The 24,554-nt window shown below is 68.7% G+C and carries 22 protein-coding genes; 11 read left to right on the forward strand and 11 right to left on the reverse strand.

What is annotated here, in order from left to right; all coding sequences use genetic code 11:
* Nucleotides 1–8: 8 nt before the first annotated feature.
* Nucleotides 9–695 (forward strand): hypothetical protein, encoded by a 687-nt coding sequence (locus ACYVKL_RS03980; protein WP_379171054.1) that lies wholly within the window; start codon nt 9–11, stop codon nt 693–695.
* A gap of 3 nt (nt 696–698) precedes the next feature.
* On the forward strand, nt 699–1,385 hold the full coding sequence (locus ACYVKL_RS03985; protein ID WP_379171052.1) for a GAP family protein: 687 nt from the start codon (nt 699–701) through the stop codon (nt 1,383–1,385).
* 291 nt (nt 1,386–1,676) lie between these two features.
* On the opposite strand, the gene ACYVKL_RS03990 is transcribed toward ACYVKL_RS03985, so the two are convergent.
* From ACYVKL_RS03990 to ACYVKL_RS04000, 3 genes are read right to left on the reverse strand one after another with little or no spacing between them, the layout of a single operon-like run.
* Nucleotides 1,677–1,892 carry a hypothetical protein gene (locus tag ACYVKL_RS03990; RefSeq protein ID WP_379171051.1) on the reverse strand — a complete coding sequence of 72 codons (216 nt, stop codon included), beginning with the start codon at nt 1,890–1,892 and terminating at the stop codon, nt 1,677–1,679.
* 27 nt (nt 1,893–1,919) lie between these two features.
* Complete coding sequence (locus tag ACYVKL_RS03995; RefSeq protein WP_379171048.1) at nt 1,920–2,441, reverse strand: pyridoxamine 5'-phosphate oxidase family protein; 522 nt, start codon at nt 2,439–2,441, stop codon at nt 1,920–1,922.
* Complete coding sequence (locus ACYVKL_RS04000) at nt 2,441–3,226, reverse strand: acyl-[acyl-carrier-protein] thioesterase (RefSeq protein ID WP_379171046.1); 786 nt, start codon at nt 3,224–3,226, stop codon at nt 2,441–2,443. Before ACYVKL_RS04000 ends, ACYVKL_RS03995 begins: the two co-directional genes overlap by 1 nt.
* Before the next feature lie 217 nt (nt 3,227–3,443).
* On the opposite strand from ACYVKL_RS04000, the gene ACYVKL_RS04005 reads away from it, so the two are divergent.
* Nucleotides 3,444–4,355, forward strand: a complete 912-nt coding sequence (locus ACYVKL_RS04005) for an ADP-ribosylglycohydrolase family protein (RefSeq protein ID WP_379171043.1) — start codon at nt 3,444–3,446, stop codon at nt 4,353–4,355.
* Nucleotides 4,356–4,402: 47 nt separating this feature from the next.
* On the opposite strand, the gene ACYVKL_RS04010 is transcribed toward ACYVKL_RS04005, so the two are convergent.
* The gene (locus tag ACYVKL_RS04010) at nt 4,403–5,230 is read right to left on the reverse strand and encodes a PhzF family phenazine biosynthesis protein (RefSeq protein WP_379171041.1); all 828 of its coding nucleotides are present in this window, start codon (nt 5,228–5,230) and stop codon (nt 4,403–4,405) included.
* A gap of 137 nt (nt 5,231–5,367) precedes the next feature.
* Nucleotides 5,368–7,839 (reverse strand): HAD-IC family P-type ATPase, encoded by a 2,472-nt coding sequence (locus tag ACYVKL_RS04015; RefSeq protein WP_379171039.1) that lies wholly within the window; start codon nt 7,837–7,839, stop codon nt 5,368–5,370.
* A 361-nt stretch (nt 7,840–8,200) separates the two neighbouring features.
* Between ACYVKL_RS04015 and rarD the strand changes: the two genes are divergently transcribed.
* Nucleotides 8,201–9,064: an EamA family transporter RarD gene (gene rarD / locus ACYVKL_RS04020; RefSeq protein ID WP_379171467.1), complete on the forward strand. Its 864-nt coding sequence runs from the start codon at nt 8,201–8,203 to the stop codon at nt 9,062–9,064.
* 48 nt (nt 9,065–9,112) lie between these two features.
* Here rarD and ACYVKL_RS04025 read toward each other — a convergent pair whose 3' ends face one another.
* The 3 genes from ACYVKL_RS04025 to ACYVKL_RS04035 are packed head-to-tail and all read right to left on the reverse strand — an operon-like array spanning nt 9,113 to nt 11,942.
* Nucleotides 9,113–10,165 (reverse strand): ABC transporter substrate-binding protein, encoded by a 1,053-nt coding sequence (locus tag ACYVKL_RS04025; protein WP_379171037.1) that lies wholly within the window; start codon nt 10,163–10,165, stop codon nt 9,113–9,115.
* 3 nt (nt 10,166–10,168) lie between these two features.
* Nucleotides 10,169–11,062 (reverse strand): ABC transporter permease, encoded by an 894-nt coding sequence (locus ACYVKL_RS04030; RefSeq protein ID WP_379171034.1) that lies wholly within the window; start codon nt 11,060–11,062, stop codon nt 10,169–10,171.
* A complete protein-coding gene (locus ACYVKL_RS04035; RefSeq protein WP_379171033.1) occupies nt 11,052–11,942 on the reverse strand; it encodes an ABC transporter ATP-binding protein in 891 nt (296 codons plus the stop codon). The genes ACYVKL_RS04030 and ACYVKL_RS04035 overlap by 11 nt, the downstream gene beginning before the upstream one ends.
* Nucleotides 11,943–12,102: 160 nt before the next feature.
* Between ACYVKL_RS04035 and ACYVKL_RS04040 the strand changes: the two genes are divergently transcribed.
* The 3 genes from ACYVKL_RS04040 to ACYVKL_RS04050 all read left to right on the forward strand — a co-directional run bounded on the left by ACYVKL_RS04040 (nt 12,103) and on the right by ACYVKL_RS04050 (nt 15,008).
* Nucleotides 12,103–13,800: an ATP-binding protein gene (locus ACYVKL_RS04040; RefSeq protein ID WP_379171031.1), complete on the forward strand. Its 1,698-nt coding sequence runs from the start codon at nt 12,103–12,105 to the stop codon at nt 13,798–13,800.
* Entirely contained in the window at nt 13,782–14,468 is a 687-nt protein-coding gene (locus tag ACYVKL_RS04045; protein ID WP_379171028.1) for a response regulator, read from the forward strand. Before ACYVKL_RS04040 ends, ACYVKL_RS04045 begins: the two co-directional genes overlap by 19 nt.
* A gap of 165 nt (nt 14,469–14,633) precedes the next feature.
* Nucleotides 14,634–15,008 carry a VOC family protein gene (locus tag ACYVKL_RS04050; RefSeq protein WP_455749744.1) on the forward strand — a complete coding sequence of 125 codons (375 nt, stop codon included), beginning with the start codon at nt 14,634–14,636 and terminating at the stop codon, nt 15,006–15,008.
* A gap of 3 nt (nt 15,009–15,011) precedes the next feature.
* Here ACYVKL_RS04050 and ACYVKL_RS04055 read toward each other — a convergent pair whose 3' ends face one another.
* Together ACYVKL_RS04055 and ACYVKL_RS04060 are read right to left on the reverse strand one after the other, a co-directional pair.
* Nucleotides 15,012–15,623 carry a class I SAM-dependent methyltransferase gene (locus tag ACYVKL_RS04055; protein ID WP_379171026.1) on the reverse strand — a complete coding sequence of 204 codons (612 nt, stop codon included), beginning with the start codon at nt 15,621–15,623 and terminating at the stop codon, nt 15,012–15,014.
* 71 nt (nt 15,624–15,694) lie between these two features.
* The gene (locus tag ACYVKL_RS04060) at nt 15,695–17,089 is read right to left on the reverse strand and encodes an alpha/beta hydrolase family protein (protein ID WP_379171025.1); all 1,395 of its coding nucleotides are present in this window, start codon (nt 17,087–17,089) and stop codon (nt 15,695–15,697) included.
* Nucleotides 17,090–17,237: 148 nt separating this feature from the next.
* On the opposite strand from ACYVKL_RS04060, the gene ACYVKL_RS04065 reads away from it, so the two are divergent.
* A complete protein-coding gene (locus ACYVKL_RS04065; RefSeq protein ID WP_379171023.1) occupies nt 17,238–18,482 on the forward strand; it encodes a serine hydrolase domain-containing protein in 1,245 nt (414 codons plus the stop codon).
* A 158-nt stretch (nt 18,483–18,640) separates the two neighbouring features.
* A complete protein-coding gene (gene dnaE, locus ACYVKL_RS04070; protein WP_357202354.1) occupies nt 18,641–22,192 on the forward strand; it encodes a DNA polymerase III subunit alpha in 3,552 nt (1,183 codons plus the stop codon).
* Nucleotides 22,193–22,307: 115 nt separating this feature from the next.
* On the opposite strand, the gene ACYVKL_RS04075 is transcribed toward dnaE, so the two are convergent.
* A complete protein-coding gene (locus ACYVKL_RS04075) occupies nt 22,308–22,502 on the reverse strand; it encodes a hypothetical protein (RefSeq protein ID WP_379171021.1) in 195 nt (64 codons plus the stop codon).
* A 111-nt stretch (nt 22,503–22,613) separates the two neighbouring features.
* Between ACYVKL_RS04075 and ACYVKL_RS04080 the strand changes: the two genes are divergently transcribed.
* The gene (locus tag ACYVKL_RS04080; protein WP_379171019.1) at nt 22,614–23,051 is read left to right on the forward strand and encodes a nitroreductase family deazaflavin-dependent oxidoreductase; all 438 of its coding nucleotides are present in this window, start codon (nt 22,614–22,616) and stop codon (nt 23,049–23,051) included.
* 78 nt (nt 23,052–23,129) lie between these two features.
* Complete coding sequence (ilvA, locus tag ACYVKL_RS04085; protein ID WP_379171017.1) at nt 23,130–24,485, forward strand: threonine ammonia-lyase IlvA; 1,356 nt, start codon at nt 23,130–23,132, stop codon at nt 24,483–24,485.
* Nucleotides 24,486–24,554 lie beyond the last annotated feature (69 nt).

Below are 24,554 nucleotides of genomic sequence, written 5' to 3' on the forward strand. Positions count from 1 at the left end.
AGCTCCGAGTGGATGCACCGCGGCCGCGCGGCGTGGCAGGTTCGACGCCGCGCCGTGCCGGGTTCGTCACGGCGGCGGTGCTGCTCGTCGCGCTGCTCGTCGTGCTGGGCTGGGCGATCCCGCCCCGGGCGGCGATCATCGCCACCGACCGGCTGGGACCGGAAAGCGGTGAGCCGGTGGCCGATTACCTGGCCCGCGCCCAGCAGTCCTTGGCGGGCACCGACTCCGCGGGCCGCTGGGCGTTGCTGTCGTTCACCGACGGCGTCACGGCCGCGCGCATCCCCGAATTCTCCGGCGGCCTGCGCATCTCGGAGATCGACTACCACGTCGCGGTGGACCGGGTCGCGACACCGATCATCGCGATCGGCGTCCCGGCGGGCGAGGCCGCGGCGGTGGCCTCGGTGAAATCCGCTGCCGCCCAGATGGAGTCGACAGACACCTTCGACGCCCGCTCCACCCAGGTCAAGAACCTCGTCGCCACCCGCCTCCGCGCCGGCTGCGCGTGCGTCGTGGGCGTCGTCCTCTACGGCCCTCCGGCCCGGTTGCGAACCTTGGCCGCCCAGCCGGGAATCCGCGCTGTCGAGGCGCTGCCCGCCGACGCCTCCGCCGCCGTCTTCGCCGTCTCGCCGCTCCTACCCGAGCAGCGTGCGGCCGCGGTCCCGGGCCCCGACGACGGCCCCGTCCCCGCCGGCTGACCGATGCTGCTGTTCCTGCTGGCCCTCACCGGATTCGCGTTCCTCGACTCGTTGGACGTGCTGCTGGTGGGCGTCACGACGGCGGTCGTCTACGACAGCCGCCTGAGCCGCCGTTCGCCGGTGCCCGGCGCGCTCAGCTTCCTGGCCGGAGTCTTCGCCGTCACAACGGTTTTCGGCCTGACCTTCGTGCTGGGCCTGCACTTCCTCACCGACCTCGTCAGCATCGACATCACCCCGGCGATGCGGTACTGGGCCGAGTTGCTCGCGGGGATCGTCCTGCTGGTGCTCGGCAGCCTGCGCGGATCGAAGGGCGATGGCGCGGCGGCGGTTCCGCAGTGGGCGCTCGAGGCGCGGCGGCGGCCCTTGCTGCTGGGGTTCGTCGGCGTGGCGATCGGCCTGGGACAGGCTCCGACCGCCGTTCCCTATCTGGCTGCGCTGACCATGATCTCGGCTCGCGATCCCCGGCCCTCGGTCTGGCCGTTGATCATCGTCGCCTACTGCTTGATCGCGTTGCTGCCGCCGGTGCTGGTGCTGTTCACCTCGACCTTGAAGACAGGTCGGTCTCGGCGGTTCTATCGGGGACTGGTGCGGGGGTTGAAACGGTTCGGGCCCTTGTCGGTTCGGGTGCTGCTGCTGGTTGCCGGTGCGGCGCTGGTTGCCGATGCGGTTGTGCACCACGCTCGGCTCTAGGTCGTATATGCGGAATCTTCATCAACTGAATGTGCTCGCTCCGACCGAATTTGCCGGTAGCCGGGAGTAAGCTGTTGCCTGGCGTCGTTCCACATGGCGTCTTGTCCGGTCAGGTCGATGCGGTAGCTCTCGGCCGGCCCCCTGCGCGTTCCGATCGGGACGCTTCATGTGCTTCACAAGGATTACTACTTCACCAAGGAGCGAATCGGGTGTCGCAACACCGATTCGGTGTGCGACGCAATCGCGGTCAAGTCCGGTAACTCGGCGACGCAGCCTGGAAGTACGCGGACATCACAAAAGCTCGTGGTAAGGAAGCAAAATGTCTAGAAAATTCACCAAAACCATAGCGGCGACGGTATTTGCGGCGCCCTTGCTCGTGCTGGCCGCGCCCGCGGCCACCGCCGATTCCACCGCTGCGGCGCCGCCGGCGTCCGCCGCGACCCAGGTCGACGGGTCGTTCGGATCGGCTGCGTGGTGCTTCGATCTGGGAAGTGTCTTCTGGTGCATCTGAGGCGCGTGTGACAACTCCAGCCCTCAGTGCGTGAATTGCCAGCGAGTGGCCCCATGCGGGTCCGTCAGCGCCACCCCGACCGCCGTGTGAACGGTGAAACGGTATAGGTGCCATGGCGCGGGGCCCGCGCTCTGGGCGCTGTAGGGCGCGGTGACATCGTCGCCCGATCGTTCCGCGGGCCAGCCGCCCGCGCGGTAGACGGCCGTGACGCGGTCGAGTTCGGCCGCGTCCGTCACTCGGTGGGCTTCCCCGGAGAGGACCAGGTCGACTCCGGGGAGGCGGAGGGACAGCGTGCAGTTCGGGTTCGAGGCGAGGTTTCGCGACTTCCTGGTGGCGGGGCCACTGGTGAAGTAGATGTGGCCGTCGGCCTCGACGCAGCCGATTCCGGCGGAGCTCGGCGTGCCGGAAGGGCTTACCGTGCCGAGGAATTCGGCCGTCTCGGGGAGGCCGATGGCCACATCGAGGGCTTCGAGGACTCGCTCCCAGGGGAGGTCGGCCCGGCCGTAGATGTCGAGGTCCTGGGCGGAGACGGGTTGCGGGAGCATCAGTCCTCCTCGAGACGCCGGAGCTGGGCGATGGCGCGCGTGTCGTGATCGACGGCGAACCACAGGGTGAGGGCGCCGTCGGTCCGGTCGGCGTGGACGTCGAGGACCTCGCCGAAGCGGATGGGTTTGTTGTGTTCGAGCACGAACCGATGCGGCCCCCGGGTGAGTTCGGTTGCGTCGGCCGTGAATTCGTGGACGGCGTGCCAGTAGGCGGTGTTGGTGATGTGCCGGAAGTGGTCGGTGTCGGTGCGGCGCAGCGGGTATGGGGTGCCGTCGGTCGGGGGCAGGGGTGCGTCGAGCCATTGCCGCCAGTGCAGGCGGTGATCGTCGGTGGTGGTGCTCATGAGTTCGAAGAATTCGTCGGCCAGCCGCGAGGGGCTCATCGTCTGCTTGTTCATGTGGATCCAGAAGCCTTCGGTCTCGACGAGGCCGCCGTCGCCCTCGGCGTCGATGCGGACGCGCATGGTGCACCAGCGCGGCGAGACGCCCGAGCACCAGCGGCGGATGCGGAGCCGGGTGGGCCAGGTGATCGGGTGCAGCACGTCGATGACGGTGCGGCGCACGATCCAGTGCGGGTGGGATTCGAGCGCGCCGGTGTGCGCGAGGTGGTCCACCCCGGCGTCCTGCAGGTGCCGGGCGATGCCGTCGATGCGCAGGTAGCGGTTCTCGTCCATGTCGACGGTGCTGAGGCGGCGAGTGACGTCGAAGATGTGCCCGGAGCTCGGGACAGGGGCCAGCGGCGCGGACAGCGGATGCACGGCGTTCTGGTCTGCTGACTGGTTCATGATCGGCAGCACCTCCGGATTTCCATCCGAGTGGCGGGGCGGGCGTGCACGGAACGAACGGCGGCGGCGACACGGCGACGGAGTGTTTCCGAGGGTAGTCCAGAACCCGTAAAGACGGCGGATGCGCGGGTCGGAGCGGCCTCGGAGTGAGTAACGTCGTGGTAGTTCGACCCGGGTGGTCGAGGTGGACGCATCGGAGTGGGAGAGGCGAGCGCAGATGGAATTGACGCCGGAGCAGGCCGACCGGGCCGCAGGGGTGCTGCTGGGGACGGCGGCGGGCGACGCGCTGGGCGCCGGCTATGAGTTCACCCATCCGGGTCCGGACGTGGAGATCCGGATGAAGGGCGGCGGGGCGTTCCAGTGGGCGCCGGGGGAGTGGACCGACGACACCTCGATGGCGGTCGCGGTGGCGCGCGCTGCCGCCCGGGTGGGGGATCTGTGCAGTCCGGAGGGGCTGGACGCGGTCGCCGCCGAGTTCGTGGCGTGGTGGGACGCCAAGCCGGTGGACATCGGCAATCAGACGCGTCAGGTGCTCGAGCACCGTGATCGGACCGGTCGCGCGATGCAGTTGCGGGCGCACGATCTGCCCGGGCTCAAGGCGGGGAACGGGTCGCTGATGCGGACCGCCCCGGTCGCCCTCGCCTATCTCGACGATGCCGAGAAGTGCGGCAAGGCAGCCAAACTGGTGAGCTCGCTGACCCACTACGACATGCAGGCCATGCAGGCGTGCAAACTCTGGACCCTCGCCATCCGCCACGCCGTCCTGTTCGGCACCTACGACGGCTTGCGTGAGGCGCTGTCGCAGGTGGACACCGGTTTCTGGGAACCGTTGCTGGACAAGGCCGAAAGCGGCGTCCCGGCGGACTTCGCCAAGAACGGCTGGGTGGTGCACGCCCTGCAGACCGCGTGGTGGGCGATCACCCACGCCGAAACCCTCCCGGCCGCACTGGAGCTGGCGGTCCGCGCGGGCGGCGACACCGACACCACGGCGGCCATCGCGGGTGGCCTGCTGGGTGCGCGCTGGGGTGCGTCGGCGGTTCCGGTCGAGTGGCGGGAGCTGCTGCACGGCTACCCGGGCTACGGTGCCGCCGATCTGGACAGTCTTACGCGGCAGATCGTCGCGCGCTGACGGTGGGCTCGTTGTCCGGACTGAATTCATCAGCCGGGCAGCGGTTCTCAGTCCGGCAGCCGGACCACGCCGTCGAGGTAGCGGCGGCAGCGGCCGGTGAGCCGGACCCGGTCGCCGGTGAGGGTGCAGCGCAGGGAGCCGCCGCGGCGCGAGAGCTGGCGGGCGGTGAGGCTGGTGCGGCCGAGTTCGCGGCTCCACAGCGGGGTGAGCTGCGCGTGCGCGGACCCGGTGACCGGGTCCTCCGGAATGCCCTGTCCGGGGGCGAACACGCGGGACACGAAGTCGACCTCGGTGCCGGCGGCGGTGAGGATGGCGGCGCGCTTCAGTTCGGGGAAGGCGGCGAAGTTCGGGCGTGATTCGCGCACTTCGTGTTCGGCGGTGACGACGAGCACCACGTCGGTGCCGTCGAAGGCGCGCAGCGGGCGCACCCCGAGCGCCTTGGCGAGCAGCTGCGGAAGTTCCTCGTGCGCATCGATTTCCACCGACGACACCGAGGGCAGGTCCAGCACCAGGTCGTCACGGTCGCGGTCGACGCGCAGCCATCCGCTGCGGGTGTAGAAGTGGACGCGGTCCGCGCCGGGGTGCATGTCGTCGAGGATCTGGGCGGCGGTGGCCATGGTGGCGTGCCCGCACAGGTCGACCTCGGTGGTGGGGGTGAACCAGCGCAGGTGGAAGGCGGGCGAGTTGTCCGGCGGCACACCCGCTTCCGCCGGCAACGCGGAGGTGTAGAAGGCGGTCTCGGCGAGGTTGTTCTCCTCGGCCAGCCGCTGCAGCAGGTCGTCGGGCAGCCAGGACAACAGCGGCATCACGGCCGCGGGGTTGCCCGTGAACGGTGCGTCGGCGAATGCGTCGAGCTGATGCAGCAAGACCTCCATGGCGCCAAGGTACCTGCGAATTCGATTACTGCCCAGGACGGCCGACCACCCGGCGAGCCAAACCATACGACCAGTTTGGAAATGCCGGAGCGGCGGCACACCGTGAGGTGCACCGCCGCTCCGGAATGCCGTGCGATTCAGTCGTTTTCGTCGTCGATCACCGGCGTGTGCGGCGACTCGCCGAGATACTTGGCGCTGAACCACCACGCCACCTCGACCAGCACCACACCGATCGCGCCGCAGACGACCGCGGAGGTCGTCAACGCGACATTGGACGGGTCGAGTTTGAAGAAGTGCCGGGTGAACGGGACCGAGAACAGGATCAGGTATCCCGCAACGGAACCCGCGACCAGCAGGATCTTCCACCAGTTCCACGGCCGCGCCACGATGGCCAGCACCCACACCGCGACGATCAGCAGGGTGATCAGCGCCGTGGTGCCCGCCTGCACCTTCGCGGTGTCGCCGGCGTCGGGACCCTTGTAGGCGATCAGGTAGGAGATGAACGTCATCACGCCGATCACCACGCCCGAGGGGATGGCCAAACGCATGACGCGCCCGACGAATCCGGTGCGGGCGCGCTCGTTGTTGGGCGCCAGCGACAGGATGAAGGCGGGGATGCCGATGGTGAACCAGGCGGCGATCGTCACGTGGCGGGGCAGGAACGGGTAGCCGATCGCCTTGTAGTGGAAGATCTGCGACCCGATGCCCGCGATGCCGACCAGGAATGCGAGCACCACCGAATAGACGGTCTTGGTGAGGAACAGGTTCGAGACCCGCTCGATATTGCCGATCACCCGGCGGCCCTCGGCCACCACGTAGGGCAGCGTCGCGAACTTGTTGTCCAGCAGCACGATCTGCGCCACCGAGCGGGTGGCGGGGCTGCCCGAGCCCATGGCGACGCCGATGTCGGCGTCCTTGAGGGCGAGCACGTCGTTGACGCCGTCGCCGGTCATGGCGACGGTGTGGCCGCGGGACTGGAGCGCGCCGACCATGGCGCGCTTCTGATCCGGGCGGACCCGGCCGAACACGGTCTTGTGGTCGAGCACGTCCGCGAGTTCGTTCTGGTCGGTAGGCAGGTCGCGGGCGTCGACCGGATCTGCGCCGCCGGAAAGTCCCAGTGAGGACGCGACCGCGCCCACCGACACCGCGTTGTCGCCGGAGATGACCTTGGTCGAAACATGCTGGGAGGCGAAGTATTCGAGGGTCCCCTTGGCGTCGGGGCGCACCTTCTGCTCCAGCACCACCAGCGCGGCCGGGGTGACCTGGCCGGGCGCGTCCGGCGCGTCCACCGGCCGGTCGCTGCGGGCCAGCAGCAGCACGCGCAGCCCCTTGGCCCCGATCTCCTGCGCGGTGGCGGCGATCTCGGTATCGGGATCCAGCAGCACGTCGGGGGCGCCCATCAGCCAGTTGCCGTGCTCGCCGTAGGACATGCCGCTCCATTTCTTGGCGGAGGAGAACGGCGCGAGTCCGGTGGACTGCCAGCCCGGGGCATCGGGCAGGGCTTCCTTGATGGCGAGGACGCTGGCGTTGGGGCGCGGGTCGTCGGCGGCGAGGGCGGCCAGCACGTCGCGCAGCTCCTGGTTGCCCTCGGAGGCCTTGCCGTCACCGGACGCCGCCGCACCGCTGCCGTCGACCGCGCGAATCTCGGCCAGCCGCATGCCGTTCTCGGTGAGCGTGCCGGTCTTGTCGGCGCACACCACGTCCACCCGGGCCAGGCCCTCGATGGCGGGCAGCTCCTGCACCAGGCACTTGCGCGCGCCGAGCCGGACCACACCGACCGCGAAGGCGATAGAGGTCATCAGCACCAGGCCCTCGGGCACCATCGGCACCAGCGCGGCCACCATGCCGTTGACGGCGGGCCGCCAGGATTCCTTGGAGGAGACCAGCTGGTTGTAGATGGACAGCAGGCCCGCCGGAATCAGCAGGTAGGTAATGACTTTCAGGATGGTGTCGATGCCGCTGCGCAGTTCGGACTTGACCAGGGTGAACTTGCTGGCCTCGTCGGCGAGTTTGGCGGCGTAGGCGTCCTTGCCGACCTTGGTGGCCCGGTAGGCGCCGCTGCCGGACACCACGAAGCTGCCCGACATGATGGGCGCGGCAAGGGTTTTGTCGATCGGGTCGGCCTCACCGGTGAGCAGCGACTCGTCCACTTCCAGCAGTTCGGACTCGATCACCTCGCCGTCGACGACGATCTGGTCGCCGGGGCCGAGCTCGATGATGTCGTCGAGCACGATCTCCTGCGGCGTGACGGCGGTGGCCTGCCCGTCGCGGCGCACCATCGGTTTGGCCTGTCCGACGATGGCCAGCTTGTCGAGGGTGTTCTTGGCCCGGATCTCCTGGATGATGCCGACCGCGCTGTTGGCGATGATCAGCAAGCCGAACATGCCGTCGATGATCGATCCGGTGGCAAGCACCAGGATGAACAGCACGCCGAGGATCGCGTTGATCCGGGTGAACACGTTGGCCTTGACGATGTCCTTGACGGACCGGCTGGCCCGCTCCGGCACGTCGTTGGTCAGCCCGTCCCGCTGCCGCTGCGCCACCTCGGCGGAGGTGAGCCCCAGAACGGGTGGGCTGGGCGGACTCGCTGCCTGCGCGGTGATCGACATGCCGACCAGGCTAGCCCTCCGGGCCGTTAACCCGGCTGTAGCTGTGTGCGGCAGTGTCGAACGAAACCGTGCGCGCCAGGTCAGCGGCAATACCGGCAAATCGGACACGGGCGCGGGATGGGTGAGATCGGGCGGCGGCCTCGCGGGCGGGTGGGGCAATCGAGTGAGGTGGCGGCAGTCGGGTGCGGTGCGGCGGCATCTGCGAAAAAGGACTTGTTGCGCACGCTAACGTAATTGGGTGGCCGAAGGACAACAGCATCCGGATTCCGCTGCTCCTCGCCCTGTCGCCGCGGGCGTTACGACGGCCGAACCCGGGTGGCGCGGCCGGTTCGGGCGGCACGGCGGCGAGCGGGACACCGGCATCGCCTTCGGGACCGGCGCGTACTTCCTGTGGGGCCTGTTCCCCGCGTTCTTCGGTTTGCTGTCCTTCGCGAACGCGGGGGAGGTGCTGGTTGAACGGATCCTGTGGACCCTGGTCGTCGCGCTGCTGGCGCTGCTGGTCGCCGGGCGGCTGGGGGAGTTGCGGCGGATCGACGCGCGGACCTGGCGGCTGGCCGCGGTGGCCTCGGCCGCCATCTCCCTGAACTGGGGCGTCTACGTCTACGGCGTCATCTCCCATCACGTGGTGGAATGTGCGCTCGGCTACTTCATCAATCCGCTGGTGACGGTGGCGTTCGGCGTCCTCATCTTTCGCGAGAAGCTGCGCGCCCCGCAGTGGGTGGCGCTCGGGCTGGGCGCGTCCGCGGTGATCGTGCTGACCGTCGACTACGGGCGGCCGCCGTGGATCGCGTTGATCCTGGCCTGCTCGTTCGCCACCTACGGGCTGGTCAAGAAGGTGATCCGGCTGGACGCGCTGCCCGGGCTGGCGGCGGAGGGGCTGGCGGCGGCGCCGTTCGCGCTGATCGCGGTCGTGGTGATCGCCCTGACCGGCAACGCGACGTTCGGTTCCTCGGCCGCGCACACCGGTCTGCTCATGCTGACCGGTCCGGTCACCCTGGTCCCGCTGGTGCTGTTCGCGCTGGCGGCCCCGCGAGTCCCGTTGTCCACCATGGGAATCCTGCAGTACCTGACGCCGGCGCTGCAGCTCACCTGGGGTGTGGTGGTCGGCCACGAACCCATGCCCGCCTCCCGCTGGGCCGGCTTCGCGCTGATCTGGCTGGCGCTGGCCATTGTCACCGCCGACGCGCTGCGCCGCGCCCGGCGCACGGCGAAGACCGCCGCCTGACGCGGAACCGCACACCCCTCATGCGATGTGCGGTTCCGGGCTGCCGGGTCAGGGTTGACGTGCGCCCTGGGCCTTGGTGACGAACTCGTTGGTGTAGGTGGCGTTCAGGTCGATGCGGTCGCGGACCGGGGCCACATTGCGGGAGTACTGGCCCAGGATGCGCAGCACGTTCTCCGCGCCTTCGCGTTTCATCAGCCCGTCGCCGTTGAACATGGTGATCGAGTCGGTGATGGACTTGACGTAGAGCTTCGGGTCACCGCCCGCGTACTGGGCGGGCATCTTGGCGGCGATCTCCTCGGGGGAGTGCGTCTCGAGCCAGCGCAGGGTCTCGACGAAGGAGTTCGCCAGCTTCTGCACGATGTCCGGGTGCGCCTCGACGGTCTCGCAGCGCATATAGAGCGAGGCGGCCGGATACAGTCCGCCGAGCGCCGCGCGGGTGCCCTGCTCGTTGCGCATGTCCACCAGCACCTGGGCGTCACCCGAGGTGACCATCTTGGCGACGGTCGGATCGGTGGTCATGCCCGCGTCGATGCCGTTGTGGTTCATGCCGGCGATGAAGGTCTGGCCCGCACCGACTTTCACCCGGGTGTAGTCGGAGGTGGTCAATCCCGCCTGCCCGGCCAGGGCCTGGGTGAGGAAGTCGGTGGACGAACCCAGCGACGTCACGCCCAGGTTCTTGCCCCGGAAGTCCTTGGGGGACTCGAGCGACTCCGCGTCCTGCTTGGACACCAGCTCGACCTCGCCCGGCACGTCGGCGAACTGCACGACCGTCTTCAGGCATTGGTCCTTGGCCTGCAGATCGATGGTGTGGTCGTAGAAGCCGACCACCGCCTGGACATCGCCGGTGAGCAGCGCGGTCTCGGCGTTCGCGCCGGACTGCTCACCCAGCAGGTGCACGTCGAGGTCGTTGTCCTTGAAGAAGCCCAGTCGCTCGGTCAGCATGGCCGGCAGGTAGATGACCTTCTCCAGGCCGCCCACCATGATGGTGATCTGCGGCCGCCCGTTCGCGGTCGGGATGGTGCGGGAGTCGCGGCAGCCGGTCGCCAGCAGCAGCGAGGCGACGGCCAGCAGGATCACGGCAATATGCTTGCGGTACTTCACGGCTCAGATCCTGTGTCCCGAGCCGGACTGCGACGGACGCCATTTCAGCAGCCGGTTCTCCGCCAGCCCGATCAGCCACTCGGCGACCAGCGCCACCACCGTGATGATGATCATGCCCGCGTAGATGCCCGCCGCGTCGAAGGTGCCCTGCGCATTGCTGATCAGCAGGCCCAGACCCTTACTGGCGCCGGCGTACTCACCGACCACCGCGCCGATCAGGGCGAAACCGAACGCGGTGTGCAGCGACGACAGGATCCAGGTGGTGGCACTGGGCAGCACGATCGAGCCGAGCACCTGGCGGCGGCTCGCGCCCAGGATCCGGGCATTGTCGATCACATTGCCGTCCACCTCACGGGCGCCGGTGAACGCGTTGAAGAACACCGCGAAGAACACCAGCACCACGACGGTGGCGACCTTGGACTGCAATCCCAGTCCGAACCAGATGATGAACAGCGAGGCCAGCACGATGCGCGGCACCGCGTTGAGCGCCTTGATGAACGGGGCCAGCACATCGGCCCAGTAGCGGGAACGGCCCAGCAGCACACCGAGCACGATGCCCGCGACGGTGCCGATGGCGAAGCCCAGCACCGCCTCCTGCACGGTGGTGTACAGCTGCAGCCAGATGGAACCGAACTGCGTTCCCTCGGTGAACCATTCGACCAGGCGGTCCCAGATCAGCGATGGCTTGGAGTAGAAGAACGGGTCGATCCAGTAGGTGGCGGTGAGCTGCCAGGAACCCAGCCACACGGCCACGATCAGGGCGCGCAGGCTCCAGGTGCGGATCTTGGTCCGGCGGGCCTGGGTGCGGACCCGGGCGAGGATCTGCTCCTCGGTCTCCACCTCGAATTCCGGTGCGGCGGTGGCGGTCTTCTCGATCGCTGTGACATCAAGCGACACTGGCCGCTCCCTTCGTGCGGGCCGCCTCGACCTGATCGCGCAGCGTTTCCCAGATCTCCTTGTAGAGGTCGCGGAACTCCTCGGTGAGCCGCACCTCCTCGACATCGCGGGGCCGGTCCAGGGTGACCAGGAAGTCACCGCACACCGTCGCGGGGCTCGCGGTCATGACGACCACCCGATCGGCGAGGGCGATGGCCTCCTCCAGATCGTGGGTCACGAAGATGACTGCGGCCCGGCCCTTCTCGGGGCTGCTCGAATCCGTGCCCGACCACACGCGCAGCAGTTCGTCCTGCATGAGCTGGCGGGTCTGCACGTCGAGCGCGCTGAACGGCTCGTCCATGAGAATGATCTCGGGATCGTTGACCAGCGTCTGGGCCAGGGCCACGCGTTTGCGCATACCGCCCGACAGCTGATGCGGGTAGTAGTTCTCGAACCCGCCGAGCCCGACCGTGCGCACCCAGCGGGCCGCCCGTTCACGCGCCTCGGCCTTGCCGACGCCGCGGAACTTGGGGCCCAGCGCCACATTCTCGAGGACCGACTTCCACGGCAGCACCGCGTCCTGCTGGAACATGTAGCCGACGCCGTCGGGGATGCCGCGGACGTCCTTGCCGCGCACCAGGGTTCGGCCGGCCGACGCCGGTTCCAGGCCGGAGACCAGCGACAGCGTGGTGGATTTGCCGCAGCCGGTGGGGCCGACGACAGCGACGAACTCGCCCGCGGCGACGGTGAAGTTCAGGTCGCGCACCGCGGTGTGGATGCCGCCGTTGTTGCCGGGGAACCGTTTGGTCGCGCCGCGCAATTCGATCAGGGGTGCCGTGTCGATCCGCGGGGCCGTGCCGCCCGGCTCACCGCCACCACGTTCAGTGGTCGTTGTGCTCATTACCGCTCCGTTTCCAGTGCCGCCGCTGCGGCGTCGGAGTGAAGCTACGTGGGCCGGGTCACACCGGGCCCGGTTGTGCGCGCAAGTCACACAAGCGGCGATTCGACCGTTTTGCGCATTCCGCTCATGCGGTTTGCGGGAGGTTGTCTACACTGGCGGCGTGTTCTCGCGCGGCCCCCGCTCCGTCCGGCTCCGGACTCAGATCCTGCTGTTGCAGATCGCGGTGGTGGGCCTGACCCTCGGCCTGGCCTTCGGCGTCTTCGCCTACGTCAGCGGTGATCGCCTGTCCGGCGAGTACGGTCAGCGCGCCCTCGCCATCGCCCGCACCGTCGCCTCCGACCCGCAGGTCCGCGCCGCGGTCGCCCGCTACGCCGACAGCTCGCTGCCCGCCGGTCCCGCGCTGCGGCAGGAACTCGCCGACGGCGAACTCGAGCAGATCGCCGACAATGCCCGGCTGCGCACGGGTGCCCTGTTCGTGGTGATCACCGACGACGCAGGCATCCGCCTGGCTCACCCCGACCCCGCCCGCCTCGGCGAAATGGTCAGCACCGACCCCTCCCGCGCCCTGGCCGGAGGGGAGGTCGTGATCCAGGAACACGGCACGCTGGGGGAGTCCGTGCGCGCGAAAGTGCCCGTGCTGCAACCGGACGCGGCGGCCGGCGGCCGGGTCGTGGGTGAGGTGAGCGTCGGCATTTCGACCGCGGCCGTGCACGATCAGCTGCTGGGGGATCTGCGCCGGGCCGGGCTGCTGGTCGGCGGCGCGCTGCTCGCGGGCATTGCCGGATCGGTGTTGCTGGCCCGTCGCTGGCACGGTCTCACGCTCGGCCTCGAACCATCCGAACTCGCCGAGCTGGTCCGCGAGCAGGATGCGGTGCTGCACGGCATCGGCGAGGGCGTGGTCGCCGTCGATGCCGCCTGGCGGACGACCGTCGTCAACGAGAAGGCGCGCCGCCTGCTCGGCATCGACCCCGATCCGGGGTCGGCCGTGGACGCCATCGGCCTGACTCCCCGTGTGCTGGAAGCCTTCCGGGCTGCCGACGGCCACCCGGTCCAGGCGGCCGTCGGTGACCGCATCGTCGTCGTCACCGCCCGCACCGTCACCCGCGACGCCCGCTCCCTCGGCGCGGTCCTGTCCGTCCGCGACCGCACCGACGTGGAATCGCTGACCCGCCAGCTTGACGCCGTCTCCACCATGAGCACCGTCCTGCGCGCCCAGCGCCACGAATTCGCCAACCGCCTGCACCTGCTGAGCGGCCTGCTCCACACCGGCCGCCCCGACGAGGCCACCCGCTACCTCGGCGAACTGCTCGGCTCCGGCCCGCTCGGCGCGACCCTGCCCGGCGTGGACGCCATCCGCGACCCGTACCTGCAGGCCTTCCTCGCCGCCAAGGCCGCCCACGCTCGCGAGCGCGGCGTCCACCTGCGTCTCGGCCCCAATACCTGGATCGACGCGAATCTCGCCGCCCCCGTGGATGTCACGACGGTCCTCGGCAATCTGCTCGACAACGCGATCGATGCCGCCGCAGCCGGCGGGGCCGTACCGCTCGTCGAGGTCGAGCTGGTGCAGGAGGACGCGACACTGCACATCGCGGTCGCCGACAGCGGTGCGGGCGTCGATCCCGCCGTGGCGGATTCGATTTTCGCCGAAGGGGTCTCGACCAAGTCCGGTGGCGGGCCGGGCGGGCGCGGCCTGGGGCTGGCGCTGGCGCGGCAGGTGGCCCGGGCGCGGGGCGGCGAGGTGCTGCTCGGCGATCCCGGTGGGGTGCGGGAGGATTCGGCCCTACCGGGAGCGGAGTTCATCGCCCGGATGCCGGGTGTGCTGACCGAACAGGAGGCGGCGTGGACCGAGGAGAGCTGAGCGTGCTGGTGGTCGACGACGACTTCCGGGTCGCCAATCTGCATGCCGGAATCGTGTCGGCGCTACCGGGATTCGTGGTGGGGGCGACCGTGAATTCGATCGCCGCCGCGCGGGCGGCCCTGGCCGAGGGCTCGTTCGAGCTGGCGCTGGTGGACGTCTATCTGCCCGACGGGTCCGGGGTGGACCTGGTGCGCGAGATCGCCTGCGACGCCATGATGCTCACCGCGGCAACGGAATCGGAGACGGTGCGGGCCGCGTTGTCGGCCGGGGCGCTGGGCTATCTGGTGAAGCCGTTCGATCACGCGGTGCTGGCCGCTCGGCTGGCGGGGTACGCGCGATACCGGCGGCTGCTGGCGGGGCCGGAGGTGACCGCCGCCGATGTGGACGCCGCGCTCGCGGCGCTGCGCCCGGCGGCCGCTGCGGCGAGCGTGTCGGCGACCGGTGTCGCGGCTGCCGCATCGCCCACCAAAGATCTGGTGCTGCAAGCGGTTCGGAGCGCCGACTCCGCGCTGTCGGCCGCCCAGGTGGCGGCCGCCATCGGCATCTCGCGAGCCACCGCCCAGCGCTATCTGGCGAGCCTGGTCGGCATGGGAGATCTGCGAATGCAATTGCGCTACGGCAGTACCGGCCGCCCGGAGCAGGAGTACTCGGCGCCCCGGCGCGGGTGATCACAAGGGTATGTGACGGTCGGCACATCGGTCTTGAAGAATTCTCGGGCGAATCGTTAACGTCGAAAGCGTGGCGGTGCTCCTGTCGGCCGACTTGTACCGGTCCAGGGTCGGGATCGTCACGAACGCAGGAGAATTCCTATCACTATCCAGTTCAACCACACCATTGTCGCGTGCACGGACAATCGAGTCTCCGCCGAGTTCTGGGCGGACATCCTCGGGGTGGAGGTGGGCAAGCCGTATGGTCCGTTCATTCCGATTACCGTCGGGAATGGCGTGACCTTCGACTTCGCCGGTCTGCCGCCGGGTTTCGAGGGTGAGCCACAGCCGCAGCATTACGCCTTCCTGGTTTCCGAGGAAGAATTCGACGCCGCCTACGACAAGATCAAGCGGTACGGCCTGACGTACTGGGCCGATCCGCGTCAGCAGGGCGTCAACGAGATCAACCACAATGACGGGGGCCGGGGGATCTATTTCCTCGATCCCGTCGGCCACTACATGGAGTTGATCACCGTCCCGTACGGCGGTTGGCCGCAGTAGTTTCTACGCGACCGCGACGCCGAGGGAGAACGCCACGTAGGGTTTCGGGCCCTGCTGGTAATAGCGGTCGATGTCGCGGATCTCGAATCCCGCGGCCTCGATCAATCCCGGGATATCGCGGTTGAGATGGCAGCCACCGGCCACGGTTTTCTGGATCGGATTGAGCCGGTGCTGCCATTTCCGCACACCGGGATCCGGTGCGAGGCCGTGCTCGACGAAATGAAAAGTGCCGCCGGGCACCAATACCCGGCGCACCTCGGCGAGCGCGGCCCCGACATCGGGAATGGTGCACAGCGTCCAGGTCGACAGCGCGGAATCGAAGCTGTCGTCCTCGAACGGCAGGGCCTGTCCGTCCAGGCCGGCGCGTTCCACCGGAACCGTCGCGGTGGCCAGCCGTCCGGCGGCCATGCGCCAGCCCAGGTCGGCGGGTTCGACGGCGCTCACCGACTTCACCTGCTCGGGGTAGAACGGCACATTGCGGCCGGATCCGAAGCCGATCTCGACGACGCGGCCGTGCAGCCCGGCGCAGACCCGTTTGCGTTCGCCGTTCATGGCTTTCGAGCCGCAGCACAGGTCGACCAGCCGGGGCAGGACGCGATCTTCGTAGATTCCCACGACACCACTCTCGCAATCGGTGCGCACGTGCGCCATCTTTTCGGTCGATACGGGCGTACCGGTCGATCGGTTCAGTGCCCGGCGGGGACCCGCTGGGTCAGCCACCCCGTCACGGCGGTCAGCACCTGCGGGTCGATGGTGGTCTGGATCGCGGCGTATTCGTCGGGCGAGCCCTTGTCGGCGGGCTGCATCAGGTGATTGAGCCCGTCGAACACGGTGACGGTGGCGTCCGGGTCGGCGGCCAGCAGCGTTCGCGCCGGGCCCTCGTTCTGGGCCGCGGGCACCTGGAGATCCTTGCTGCCGTAGAACGCCAGCACCGGAACCCGCAGGGCCGACAGCGCCGGGGCCGGGTCGTAGCAGACCAGGGCCGCCATGTACGGCGTGACCAGCTGGTCCATCGCCTCCTCGGAGAGCCGCTCGTCCGCCGGGAGGGTGTCGTTGTGCTGCCGCACGTAGTTCTTCGCGGCCGCCGGATCGCCCTTGCACAGCAGCCCCGACAGCGCGGAGGTGAATCCGACCTGCTTGTCGACCTGCTCGGGCGTTGCCCCCTGCGCGGTCAGGATCAGCCGATTCTGTTCCAGCAGCACATCCGAGCCGGGCACCGACGGCCCCGCCATCATGATCACGAAGGCGACCCCGCTGTCGGGCCGCTGCGTGTACAGGGGCGCGAGATACCCGCCCTCGCTGTGACCGAGCAGCCCGATCCGCTTGGCGTCGATGTCCGAACGCCCGTGCAGGAAGGCCATTCCGGCGGCGATGTCGTCAGTCAGATCCCGGTAGCTCGCACTGTCCAGATGCCCGCCGGTCCCGCCGACGCCGCGCTTGTCGGTGCGCAGCACCGCGTAACCCGCCCGGGTGAGGGTGTCGGCGAGCAGCAGGAACGGCTTGTGGCCGAGCAGTCCCTCATTGCGGTCGTTGGCGCCGCTGCCGTTGATCAGCACCACCGTGGGGAACGGCCCGCCGGTCTGCGGCTCGGTCAGCGTCCCGGCGATGGTGATGTCGCCGCTGCGGTAGCTGATGTCCTCGGACTTGTAGGGGTAGGGCGGCTTCGGCTCCTGCGGTCGCGGCGGGCCCTCGACCTTGCCGCGGGTCAGGGTCAGCGGGAACGTCTGCCCGGACTGGGTGAACTGTCCCTTGATGCTGTCGGATGCCTTGTCGTAGACGCCCTGGAACGACGGCTTGCCCGGAATCTTGGTGATCGTCCAGGTCACGGCGTCGGGCGACGTCTTCACGTCAGCCAGCTGCCCGTCCACGACGCCCTGCGCCGGAATGTCGATGGTCGCCTTGCCGTCCGCGGTGAAGGTGACTCCGACCGTCAGCGGATGGTTCGGTACCTCGATGTCCCCGCGCCAGTTCCCGGTCAGGGTGACCGCGGGCGCGGACTGCTGCTTCGACGACGAACATCCGGCGACCAGCGCGGCGATCACGACCAGCACCACCGCCACCATCGACCACGGCCTTCGCATGCCGATCAGCCTACCGATCTCGGTAAACCTCACGCTGATAACGCGACCGTCACCGCCCGGCCACCTGGAATAACCACTGGGCCAACGGCAATAACTCTGTGGGTGTCGACATTGCCTCGCGCGGCCGGTCACTCGTACCGTGGAATTCGTGAGCAATGACGCTACGGGGCTGGTCGACCTGCCCGCCACGGTGGGCGGCTACGCGGCCGCCGAATTCGGCCCGCTGGTCCGCACATTCGCGCGGATGGTCGGCGGTCACCCGGGCGCCGGCGGGGCGCTCACGGTGCACCTACGCGGCGAACCCCTGGTCGAGATCTGGACGGGGGAGGCGCAGCCGAACCGCGCCTGGGACGCCGACACCGGCGCCATCGTCTTCTCCGCCACCAAGGGCGTCGCGGCCACCGTCATCCACCGGCTCGCCGATCGCGGGCTGATCGACTACGACGCCCCGGTCGCCCACTACTGGCCGGAATTCGGGGCCAACGGCAAGGGCCGAATCACGGTGCGGCAGGTGCTGTCCCACCGCGCCGGACTCTACGGGCTGCCCGCCATCGCCCGCGGCCTCGACGACGTGCTCGACCACCGCATGATGGAAGACCACCTGGCCGCCGCGGAACCCGATCACCTGCTGGGCGTCCCGACCTATCACGCGCTCACCTACGGCTGGCTGCTGTCGGGCCTGGCGCGCGCGGTCACCGGGCGCGGCATGGCCGAACTGTTCCGCACCGAGGTCGCCGAACCGCTCGGCGCGGAGGGCATCCATCTGGGCCGGCCCCCGGCCGGGTCGCCGACCAGCGCCGCGGTCCTGGCCGGCAACAAGCTGTCGGCGGTGGGCGTCAACTATGTCTCGCTCGCGCTGGGCCGCGCCTATGCGTTGCCGGGCGCGGTCGGCGCCGCGGCGCGCGCGCTGTTCCTGCCCGGCCTGGATCAGCTGCTCGAAGGCGACGATCCGCCCATCCTGCAGACCGAACTGGGCGCGGGCAACGGCGTGTGCACCGCCACCGGACTGGCCACCGTGTACGGCGCGCTCGCCAATGACGGCATGCATCAGGGCCGCCGGTTCCTGTCGCCGGAGACCATCACCGCCGTGCGGCGCGTCGAGACCTATCGCCTGGACCGCGCGCTGTTCTACATCCCGATGATGTGGCATATGGGTTATCACTCGCTGCCGGTGCCGGGCGCGCATGCGGGGTTCGGGCACATCGGGCTGGGCGGGTCCTTCGGCTGGGCCGAACCCCGCCTGGGACTCTCGGTCGGATTCGTCCACAATCGCCTGGGCATCGGGGCGATGAGCCTGGACCAGATCGCGTCGGCATGGGTGCTGCCGCTGGTGGTGCGGGGCGCTCACGCGGCGCGTCGCACCACTACCCTCGCCGAACCCGCCGCGGCCTGAACCGAACCCGCGCGGCATGCGCCGGGCGGGCTCGCGATCATGGCCGCGCGGGCCTCCGGGTGACCTCCAACACGACACGCAGGGCCCGCCACGCCGATCAGGTGCGGCTCCTCCGCGTGGCTTCGGAACTCGTCGGTGGGGCCGCTTAGTATGTCCGGGTGTCAGCCTCGTCGGGATCATTCGTCCATCTCCACAACCACACCGAGTACTCGATGCTCGATGGCGCGGCGAAGATCACGCCCTTGTTCAAAGAGGCGACGCGACTGGGCATGACCGCCGTCGGCATGTCCGACCACGGCAACATGTACGGCGCCTCGGAGTTCTACAACTCCGCCAAGAAACAGGGCATCAAGCCGATCATCGGCATCGAGGCCTACATCGCGCCGGAGTCCCGGTTCAACACCAAGCGCGTGCTGTGGGGCGACCCGTCGCAGAAGAGCGACGACGTCTCGGGTTCGGGTTCCTACACCCACATGACCATGGTCGCCGAGAACGCGACCGGTCTGCGCAACCTGTTCAAGCTGTCCAGCCTGGCCTCCATCGAAGGCCAGCTGGGCAAGTGGGCGCGCATGGACGCCGACATCATCGCCGAGCACGCCGAAGGCATCATCGCCACCACCGGCTGCCCCTCGGGCGAGGTGCAGACCCGGCTGCGCCTGGGCCACGAGCGCGAGGCCCTGGAGGCCGCGGCCAAGTGGCAGGAGATCTTCGGCCCGGAGAACTTCTTCCTCGAGATCATGGACCACGGCCTGTCCATCGAGCGCCGGGTGCGCGAGGGCCTGCTGAACGTCGGGAAGCAGCTGGGCATTCCGCCGCTGGCCACCAACGACTGCCACTACGTGCACGAGCACGACTCGGGCAATCACGAAGCGCTGCTGTGCATTCAGACCGGCAAGACGCTCTCGGACCCGACCCGCTTCAAGTTCGACGGCTCCGGCTACTACCTCAAGTCCGCCGAGGAGATGCGCGCCATCTGGGACGCCGAAGTCCCCGGCGCCTGCGACAACACGGTCCTCATCGGCGAGCGCGTCCAGTCCTACGACGACGTGTGGGCCCACCGCGACCGCATGCCGATCTTCCCGGTGCCCGAGGGCTACACCCAGGCCACCTGGCTCGAGCACGAGGTGATGCAGGGCCTGGACCGCCGCTTCCCGAGCGGGCCGCCGCACGAGTACGTCACCCGCGCCAAGTACGAGCTCGGCGTCATCAACGAAATGGGCTTCCCCGCCTACTTCCTCGTCGTCGGTGACCTCATCACCTACGCCCGCTCGGTCGGCATCAATGTCGGCCCGGGCCGTGGCTCGGCGGCCGGCTCGCTGGTCGCCTACGCCATGGGCATCACGAACATCGACCCGATTCCGCACGGTCTGCTGTTCGAGCGCTTCCTCAACCCCGAGCGCGTGTCCATGCCCGATATCGATATCGACTTCGACGATCGCCGCCGCGGTGAGATGGTCCGCTACGCCACCGACAAGTGGGGCAGCGACCGGGTCGCCCAGGTGATCACCTTCGGTACGATTAAAACCAAAGCGGCGCTGAAGGACTCGGCGCGCGTCCAGTTCGGCCAGCCCGGCTTCGCGATCGCCGACCAGATCTCCAAGGCGCTGCCGCCGCCGATCATGGCCAAGGACATTCCGCTCTCGGGCATCATGGATCCCGAGCACGAGCGGTACAAGGAGGCCGCCGAGGTTCGTGAGCTCATCAACACGAACCCCGACGTCAACAAGATCTACGAGACCGCGCGCGGGCTCGAGGGCCTGATCCGCAACGCCGGCGTGCACGCCTGCGCGGTCATCATGTCCTCCGAGCCGCTGACCGACGCGATCCCGGTGTGGAAGCGCGCCCAGGACGGCGCGATCATCACCGGCTGGGACTACCCGTCGTGTGAGGCCATCGGCCTGCTGAAGATGGACTTCCTGGGTCTGCGCAACCTGACGGTCATCGGTGACGCGCTGGTCAACATCAAGAACAACCGCGGCATCGAACTCGACCTGGACACGCTGCCGCTGGAGGACCCGGCCACCTACGAACTGCTCGCGCGCGGTGACACCCTGGGCGTGTTCCAGCTCGACGGTGGCGCCATGCGAGACCTGTTGCGCCGCATGATCCCCACCGGCTTCGAGGACATCGTCGCCGTGCTCGCGCTGTATCGCCCCGGCCCCATGGGCATGAACGCGCACAACGACTACGCCGACCGCAAGAACGCGCGCCAAGAGGTCAAACCGATCCATCCGGAGCTCGAGGAGCCCCTGAAGGACATCCTGCGTGATACCTACGGCCTGATCGTGTATCAGGAGCAGATCATGCAGATCGCGCAGAAGGTCGCCGGCTACTCCCTGGGCCGAGCCGACATTCTGCGTCGCGCCATGGGTAAGAAGAAGGCCGAGATCCTGGAAGCCGAGTTCGAGGGCTTCGAGCAGGGCATGGTGGAGAACGGTTTCTCCAAGCCCGCCGTGAAGGCGTTGTGGGACACCATTCTTCCGTTCGCCGGTTACGCGTTCAACAAGTCGCACGCCGCCGGATACGGCCTGGTCTCGTTCTGGACCGCCTACCTCAAGGCCAACTATCCCGCCGAGTACATGGCCGGTCTGCTCACCTCCGTCGGTGACGACAAGGACAAGGCCGCCGTCTACCTGGCCGACTGCCGCCGCCTGGGCATCCAGGTGCTGCCGCCCGACGTCAACGAGTCCGAGATCGAATTCGCCTCGGTGGGCAACGACATTCGCTTCGGCATGGGCGCGGTCCGCAACGTGGGCGCGAACGTGGTGTCCTCGATCATCGCCGCGCGCAAGGAGAAGTCGAAGTTCACCGACTTCTCCGACTACCTGAACAAGATCGACGCCGTGGCCTGCACCAAGAAGGTCACCGAATCCCTGATCAAGGCAGGCGCTTTCGATTCGCTCGGGCATCCGCGCAAGGGCCTGCTCTTGGTGCACTCCGACGCCATCGACGCGTGCATGTCCACCAAGAAGGCCGAGGCCATCGGCCAGTTCGACCTCTTCGGCGGCCTCGACGAAGGCGACGACTCGATCGCCAACGTCTTCAATGTGAAGGTCCCCGACGAGGAATGGGAGACCAAGCACAAGCTCGCCCTGGAGCGGGAGATGCTGGGCCTCTACGTTTCCGGGCATCCGCTCAACGGCGTCGAGCACGTGCTGACGGCGCAGTCGGACACCAATATCCCGGCCATCCTCGAAGGCGACATCAAGGACGGCTCGCAGGTCACCATCGGCGGCATCTTCGCCAATGTCACCCGCCGCGTGAACAAGAACGGCCTGCCCTGGGCCTCGGCCCAGCTCGAGGACCTCACCGGTGGCATCGAGGTGCTGTTCTTCCCGCAGTCCTACTCGGTCTACGGCATGGACGTCACCGAGGACGCCATCGTCCTGGTGAAGGCCCGCGTCAACGCCCGCGACGACCGCGTCTCGCTGATCGCCAACGATCTTGTGGTGCCGGACCTTTCGTCGATCGGCGTCGACAAGCCGCTGCAGGTCGTCATCCCCACCCGCCTGTGCACCCCCGACAAGATCGGCGAACTCAAGCGCGTCCTGTCCCGCCACCCCGGCACCGCCGACGTCCACATCAAGCACGTCGGTTCCCGCGACCGCACCACCAAGCTGAAGGTGGCCGACAACCTGCGCGTCTCCCCGTCCTCGGCCTTGATGGGCGACCTCAAGGCCCTGCTCGGCCCGGGGTGCCTCGCGGGCTGACCAACCCGCCCCCTCTTGCACTGCGTGCCCCTCGTCAGCGAGGGGCACGCGAGATTTCAGCGTCGGATCAGAGCCAAGTCGGGTCGCCGAAAACCGCGCCGCTGCCGAATGGAGATCAGCGACGCGCGCTGCCGACGACCCAGCGCAGGGCTGCCACGACGGCCGCGCCCAGCACGGCCGCCTGCGCGGACCCGGTGATGAGGGCGAGGGTGAGGCAGACCACGACACCGGCGAACAAGGCTTCGAGCTTGTAGACCGGCCACGCCGTTCCGGCGATGTCCACGGAGGGGCGCGAATCGACGCGCTGCATGTCCGTAGGGTGAACCACTGCCATACGGTAAGGGTAGACGTCGATCCAAAGTTCGGGCAACCGAAACTTTCTGTCGGGAACAACACACGCGCCCGGGCGGTTACCCCGTTCATGCCACTTCACGGAGAGTACGAACCGAGTCCGTCCGACTGGTCGCGTGAGCAAGCCGAGAAGTTCGAGAACTCCGGGGGCGCCGACGGCGCCACCCTGCAGGGCGTACCGATCATCCTGCTGACCACCCGCGGCAACAAGTCCGGCAAGCTCCGCAAGACCCCGCTCATGCGCGTCGAGCACGACGGCGAGTACGCGGTCGTCGCTTCCCTGGGCGGCGCGCCCAAGCATCCGGTCTGGTACTGGAACGTCAAGGCCGACCCGCACGTGGAACTGCGCGACACCGACGGGGTCAAGGACTATGACGCCCGCGAGGTCACCGGCGCGGAGAAGGACCTGTGGTGGAAGCGGGCGGTGGCGGTCTGGCCCGACTACGCCGAATATCAGAAGAAGACCACCCGCCAGATCCCGGTCTTCGTCCTCAGCCCGCGCGACTGATCGGACAAACGGTACGCGGCAGCGCGCTAACCAGGCGCTGCCGCGAAGCGCGTGCGCGCCCCCGGATAGCATGTTCGGATGTCTGATCCGCTTGTTGTCGCCGAGAAAGTGTCCGGTCCGCTGCCCGAATTGACGGCGGACGAGATCGATGCGGCCGCCAAGCGAATTTCGGACATTATCGAGCCGACACCGCTGCAGCGGAATCCGCGCCTATCCGCGCTCACCGGCGCCGAGGTCTACCTCAAGCGTGAGGACCTCACCGCCGTGCGCTCCTACAAGCTGCGCGGCGCCTACAACCTCATGGTGCAGCTCACCGACGTGGAGAAGGCCGCGGGCGTGGTGACGGCCAGCGCCGGAAACCACGCCCAGGGCGTGGCGTTCGCGTGCCAGGCCATGGGCGTGCGGGGCCGCATCTACGTGCCGCGCACCACTCCGAAGCAGAAGCGCGACCGCATCCGGGTCCACGGCGGCGAATTCGTGGAGCTCATCGCCGTCGGCGACACCTACGACGCGGCCGCCGCGGCGGCCGCCGACGACGTGGCCCGCACCGGGGCGACCATGGTCCCGCCCTTCGACGATCCGCGCACCGCGGCCGGCCAGGGCACCATCGCCGCGGAGTTCCTCGAGCAGTTGGGTTTCGCGCCCGATGTGGTGGTGGTTCCGGTGGGCGGCGGTGGCTGTCTCGCCGGTATCGCCACCTATCTGCGCGAACGCGCGCCGCGGACCGCGATCCTGGCGGCCGAGCCCACCGGCGCCGCGTCCATGACGGCCGCGCTGGTGGCCGGCGGCCCGGTGACGCTGCCCGAGATCGACCCCTTCGTGGACGGCGCGGCCGTGCGCCGCGTCGGCGCGGTCGGCTATCAGGCGGTGGTGCGCTTCGGCGGGCAGGTCCGCTCGCACGCGTCGCTGCCTTTACTGACCAGTACCGAAACCGGTTCGGGCGCAGGCTCTTTCCGCATGATGCACGTGGACGAGGGCGCCATCTGCACCGCCATGCTGGAGCTGTACCAGAACGAGGGCATCGTGGCCGAACCGGCGGGCGCGCTCGCGTCCGCGGCGCTGCGCGAGGTCGAGATCGAGCCGGGTTCGACGGTGGTGGTGCTGCTCTCGGGCGGCAACAACGACGTCTCCCGCTACGGTGAGGTCATCGAGCGCTCGCTGGTGCATCAGGGCCTGAAACACTATTTCCTGGTGGACTTCCCGCAGGAGCCCGGTGCTTTGCGCCGCTTCCTCGACGAGGTCCTGGGTCCCGACGACGACATCACCCTGTTCGAATACGTCAAGCGCAACAACCGCGAAACCGGTGCGGCGCTGGTCGGTATCGAGCTGGGCAGCCCGGATTGTCTGGAGCCGTTGATCGAGCGGCTGGAGGCCTCGCCCATCCAGGGGCAGCGGCTGGACCCGAATTCCCCCGCCTACCGGTATCTGACGTAGTCCGGTGTCCCGTGTGATCCGACCCCTCGTTCGGATCACACGGGACCGGTTGCCCCGGTAGGGCTTTCC

The sequence above is a fragment of the Nocardia tengchongensis genome (genome assembly GCF_054781395.1).

Bases quoted from the DNA above. Each gene is read 5' to 3' on its own strand.
- ACYVKL_RS03985 (WP_379171052.1), top strand. From the start codon at position 699: ATGCTGCTGTTCCTGCTGGCCCTCACCGGATTCGCGTTCCTCGACTCG.
- ACYVKL_RS03990 (WP_379171051.1), bottom strand. From the start codon at position 1,892: ATGCACCAGAAGACACTTCCCAGATCGAAGCACCACGCAGCCGATCCG.
- ACYVKL_RS03995 (WP_379171048.1), bottom strand. From the start codon at position 2,441: ATGCTCCCGCAACCCGTCTCCGCCCAGGACCTCGACATCTACGGCCGG.
- ACYVKL_RS04000 (WP_379171046.1), bottom strand. From the start codon at position 3,226: ATGAACCAGTCAGCAGACCAGAACGCCGTGCATCCGCTGTCCGCGCCG.
- ACYVKL_RS04005 (WP_379171043.1), top strand. From the start codon at position 3,444: ATGGAATTGACGCCGGAGCAGGCCGACCGGGCCGCAGGGGTGCTGCTG.
- ACYVKL_RS04010 (WP_379171041.1), bottom strand. From the start codon at position 5,230: ATGGAGGTCTTGCTGCATCAGCTCGACGCATTCGCCGACGCACCGTTC.
- ACYVKL_RS04015 (WP_379171039.1), bottom strand. From the start codon at position 7,839: ATGTCGATCACCGCGCAGGCAGCGAGTCCGCCCAGCCCACCCGTTCTG.
- ACYVKL_RS04035 (WP_379171033.1), bottom strand. From the start codon at position 11,942: ATGAGCACAACGACCACTGAACGTGGTGGCGGTGAGCCGGGCGGCACG.
- ACYVKL_RS04060 (WP_379171025.1), bottom strand. From the start codon at position 17,089: ATGCGAAGGCCGTGGTCGATGGTGGCGGTGGTGCTGGTCGTGATCGCC.
- ACYVKL_RS04075 (WP_379171021.1), bottom strand. From the start codon at position 22,502: ATGCAGCGCGTCGATTCGCGCCCCTCCGTGGACATCGCCGGAACGGCG.
- ACYVKL_RS04080 (WP_379171019.1), top strand. From the start codon at position 22,614: ATGCCACTTCACGGAGAGTACGAACCGAGTCCGTCCGACTGGTCGCGT.
- ilvA (WP_379171017.1), top strand. From the start codon at position 23,130: ATGTCTGATCCGCTTGTTGTCGCCGAGAAAGTGTCCGGTCCGCTGCCC.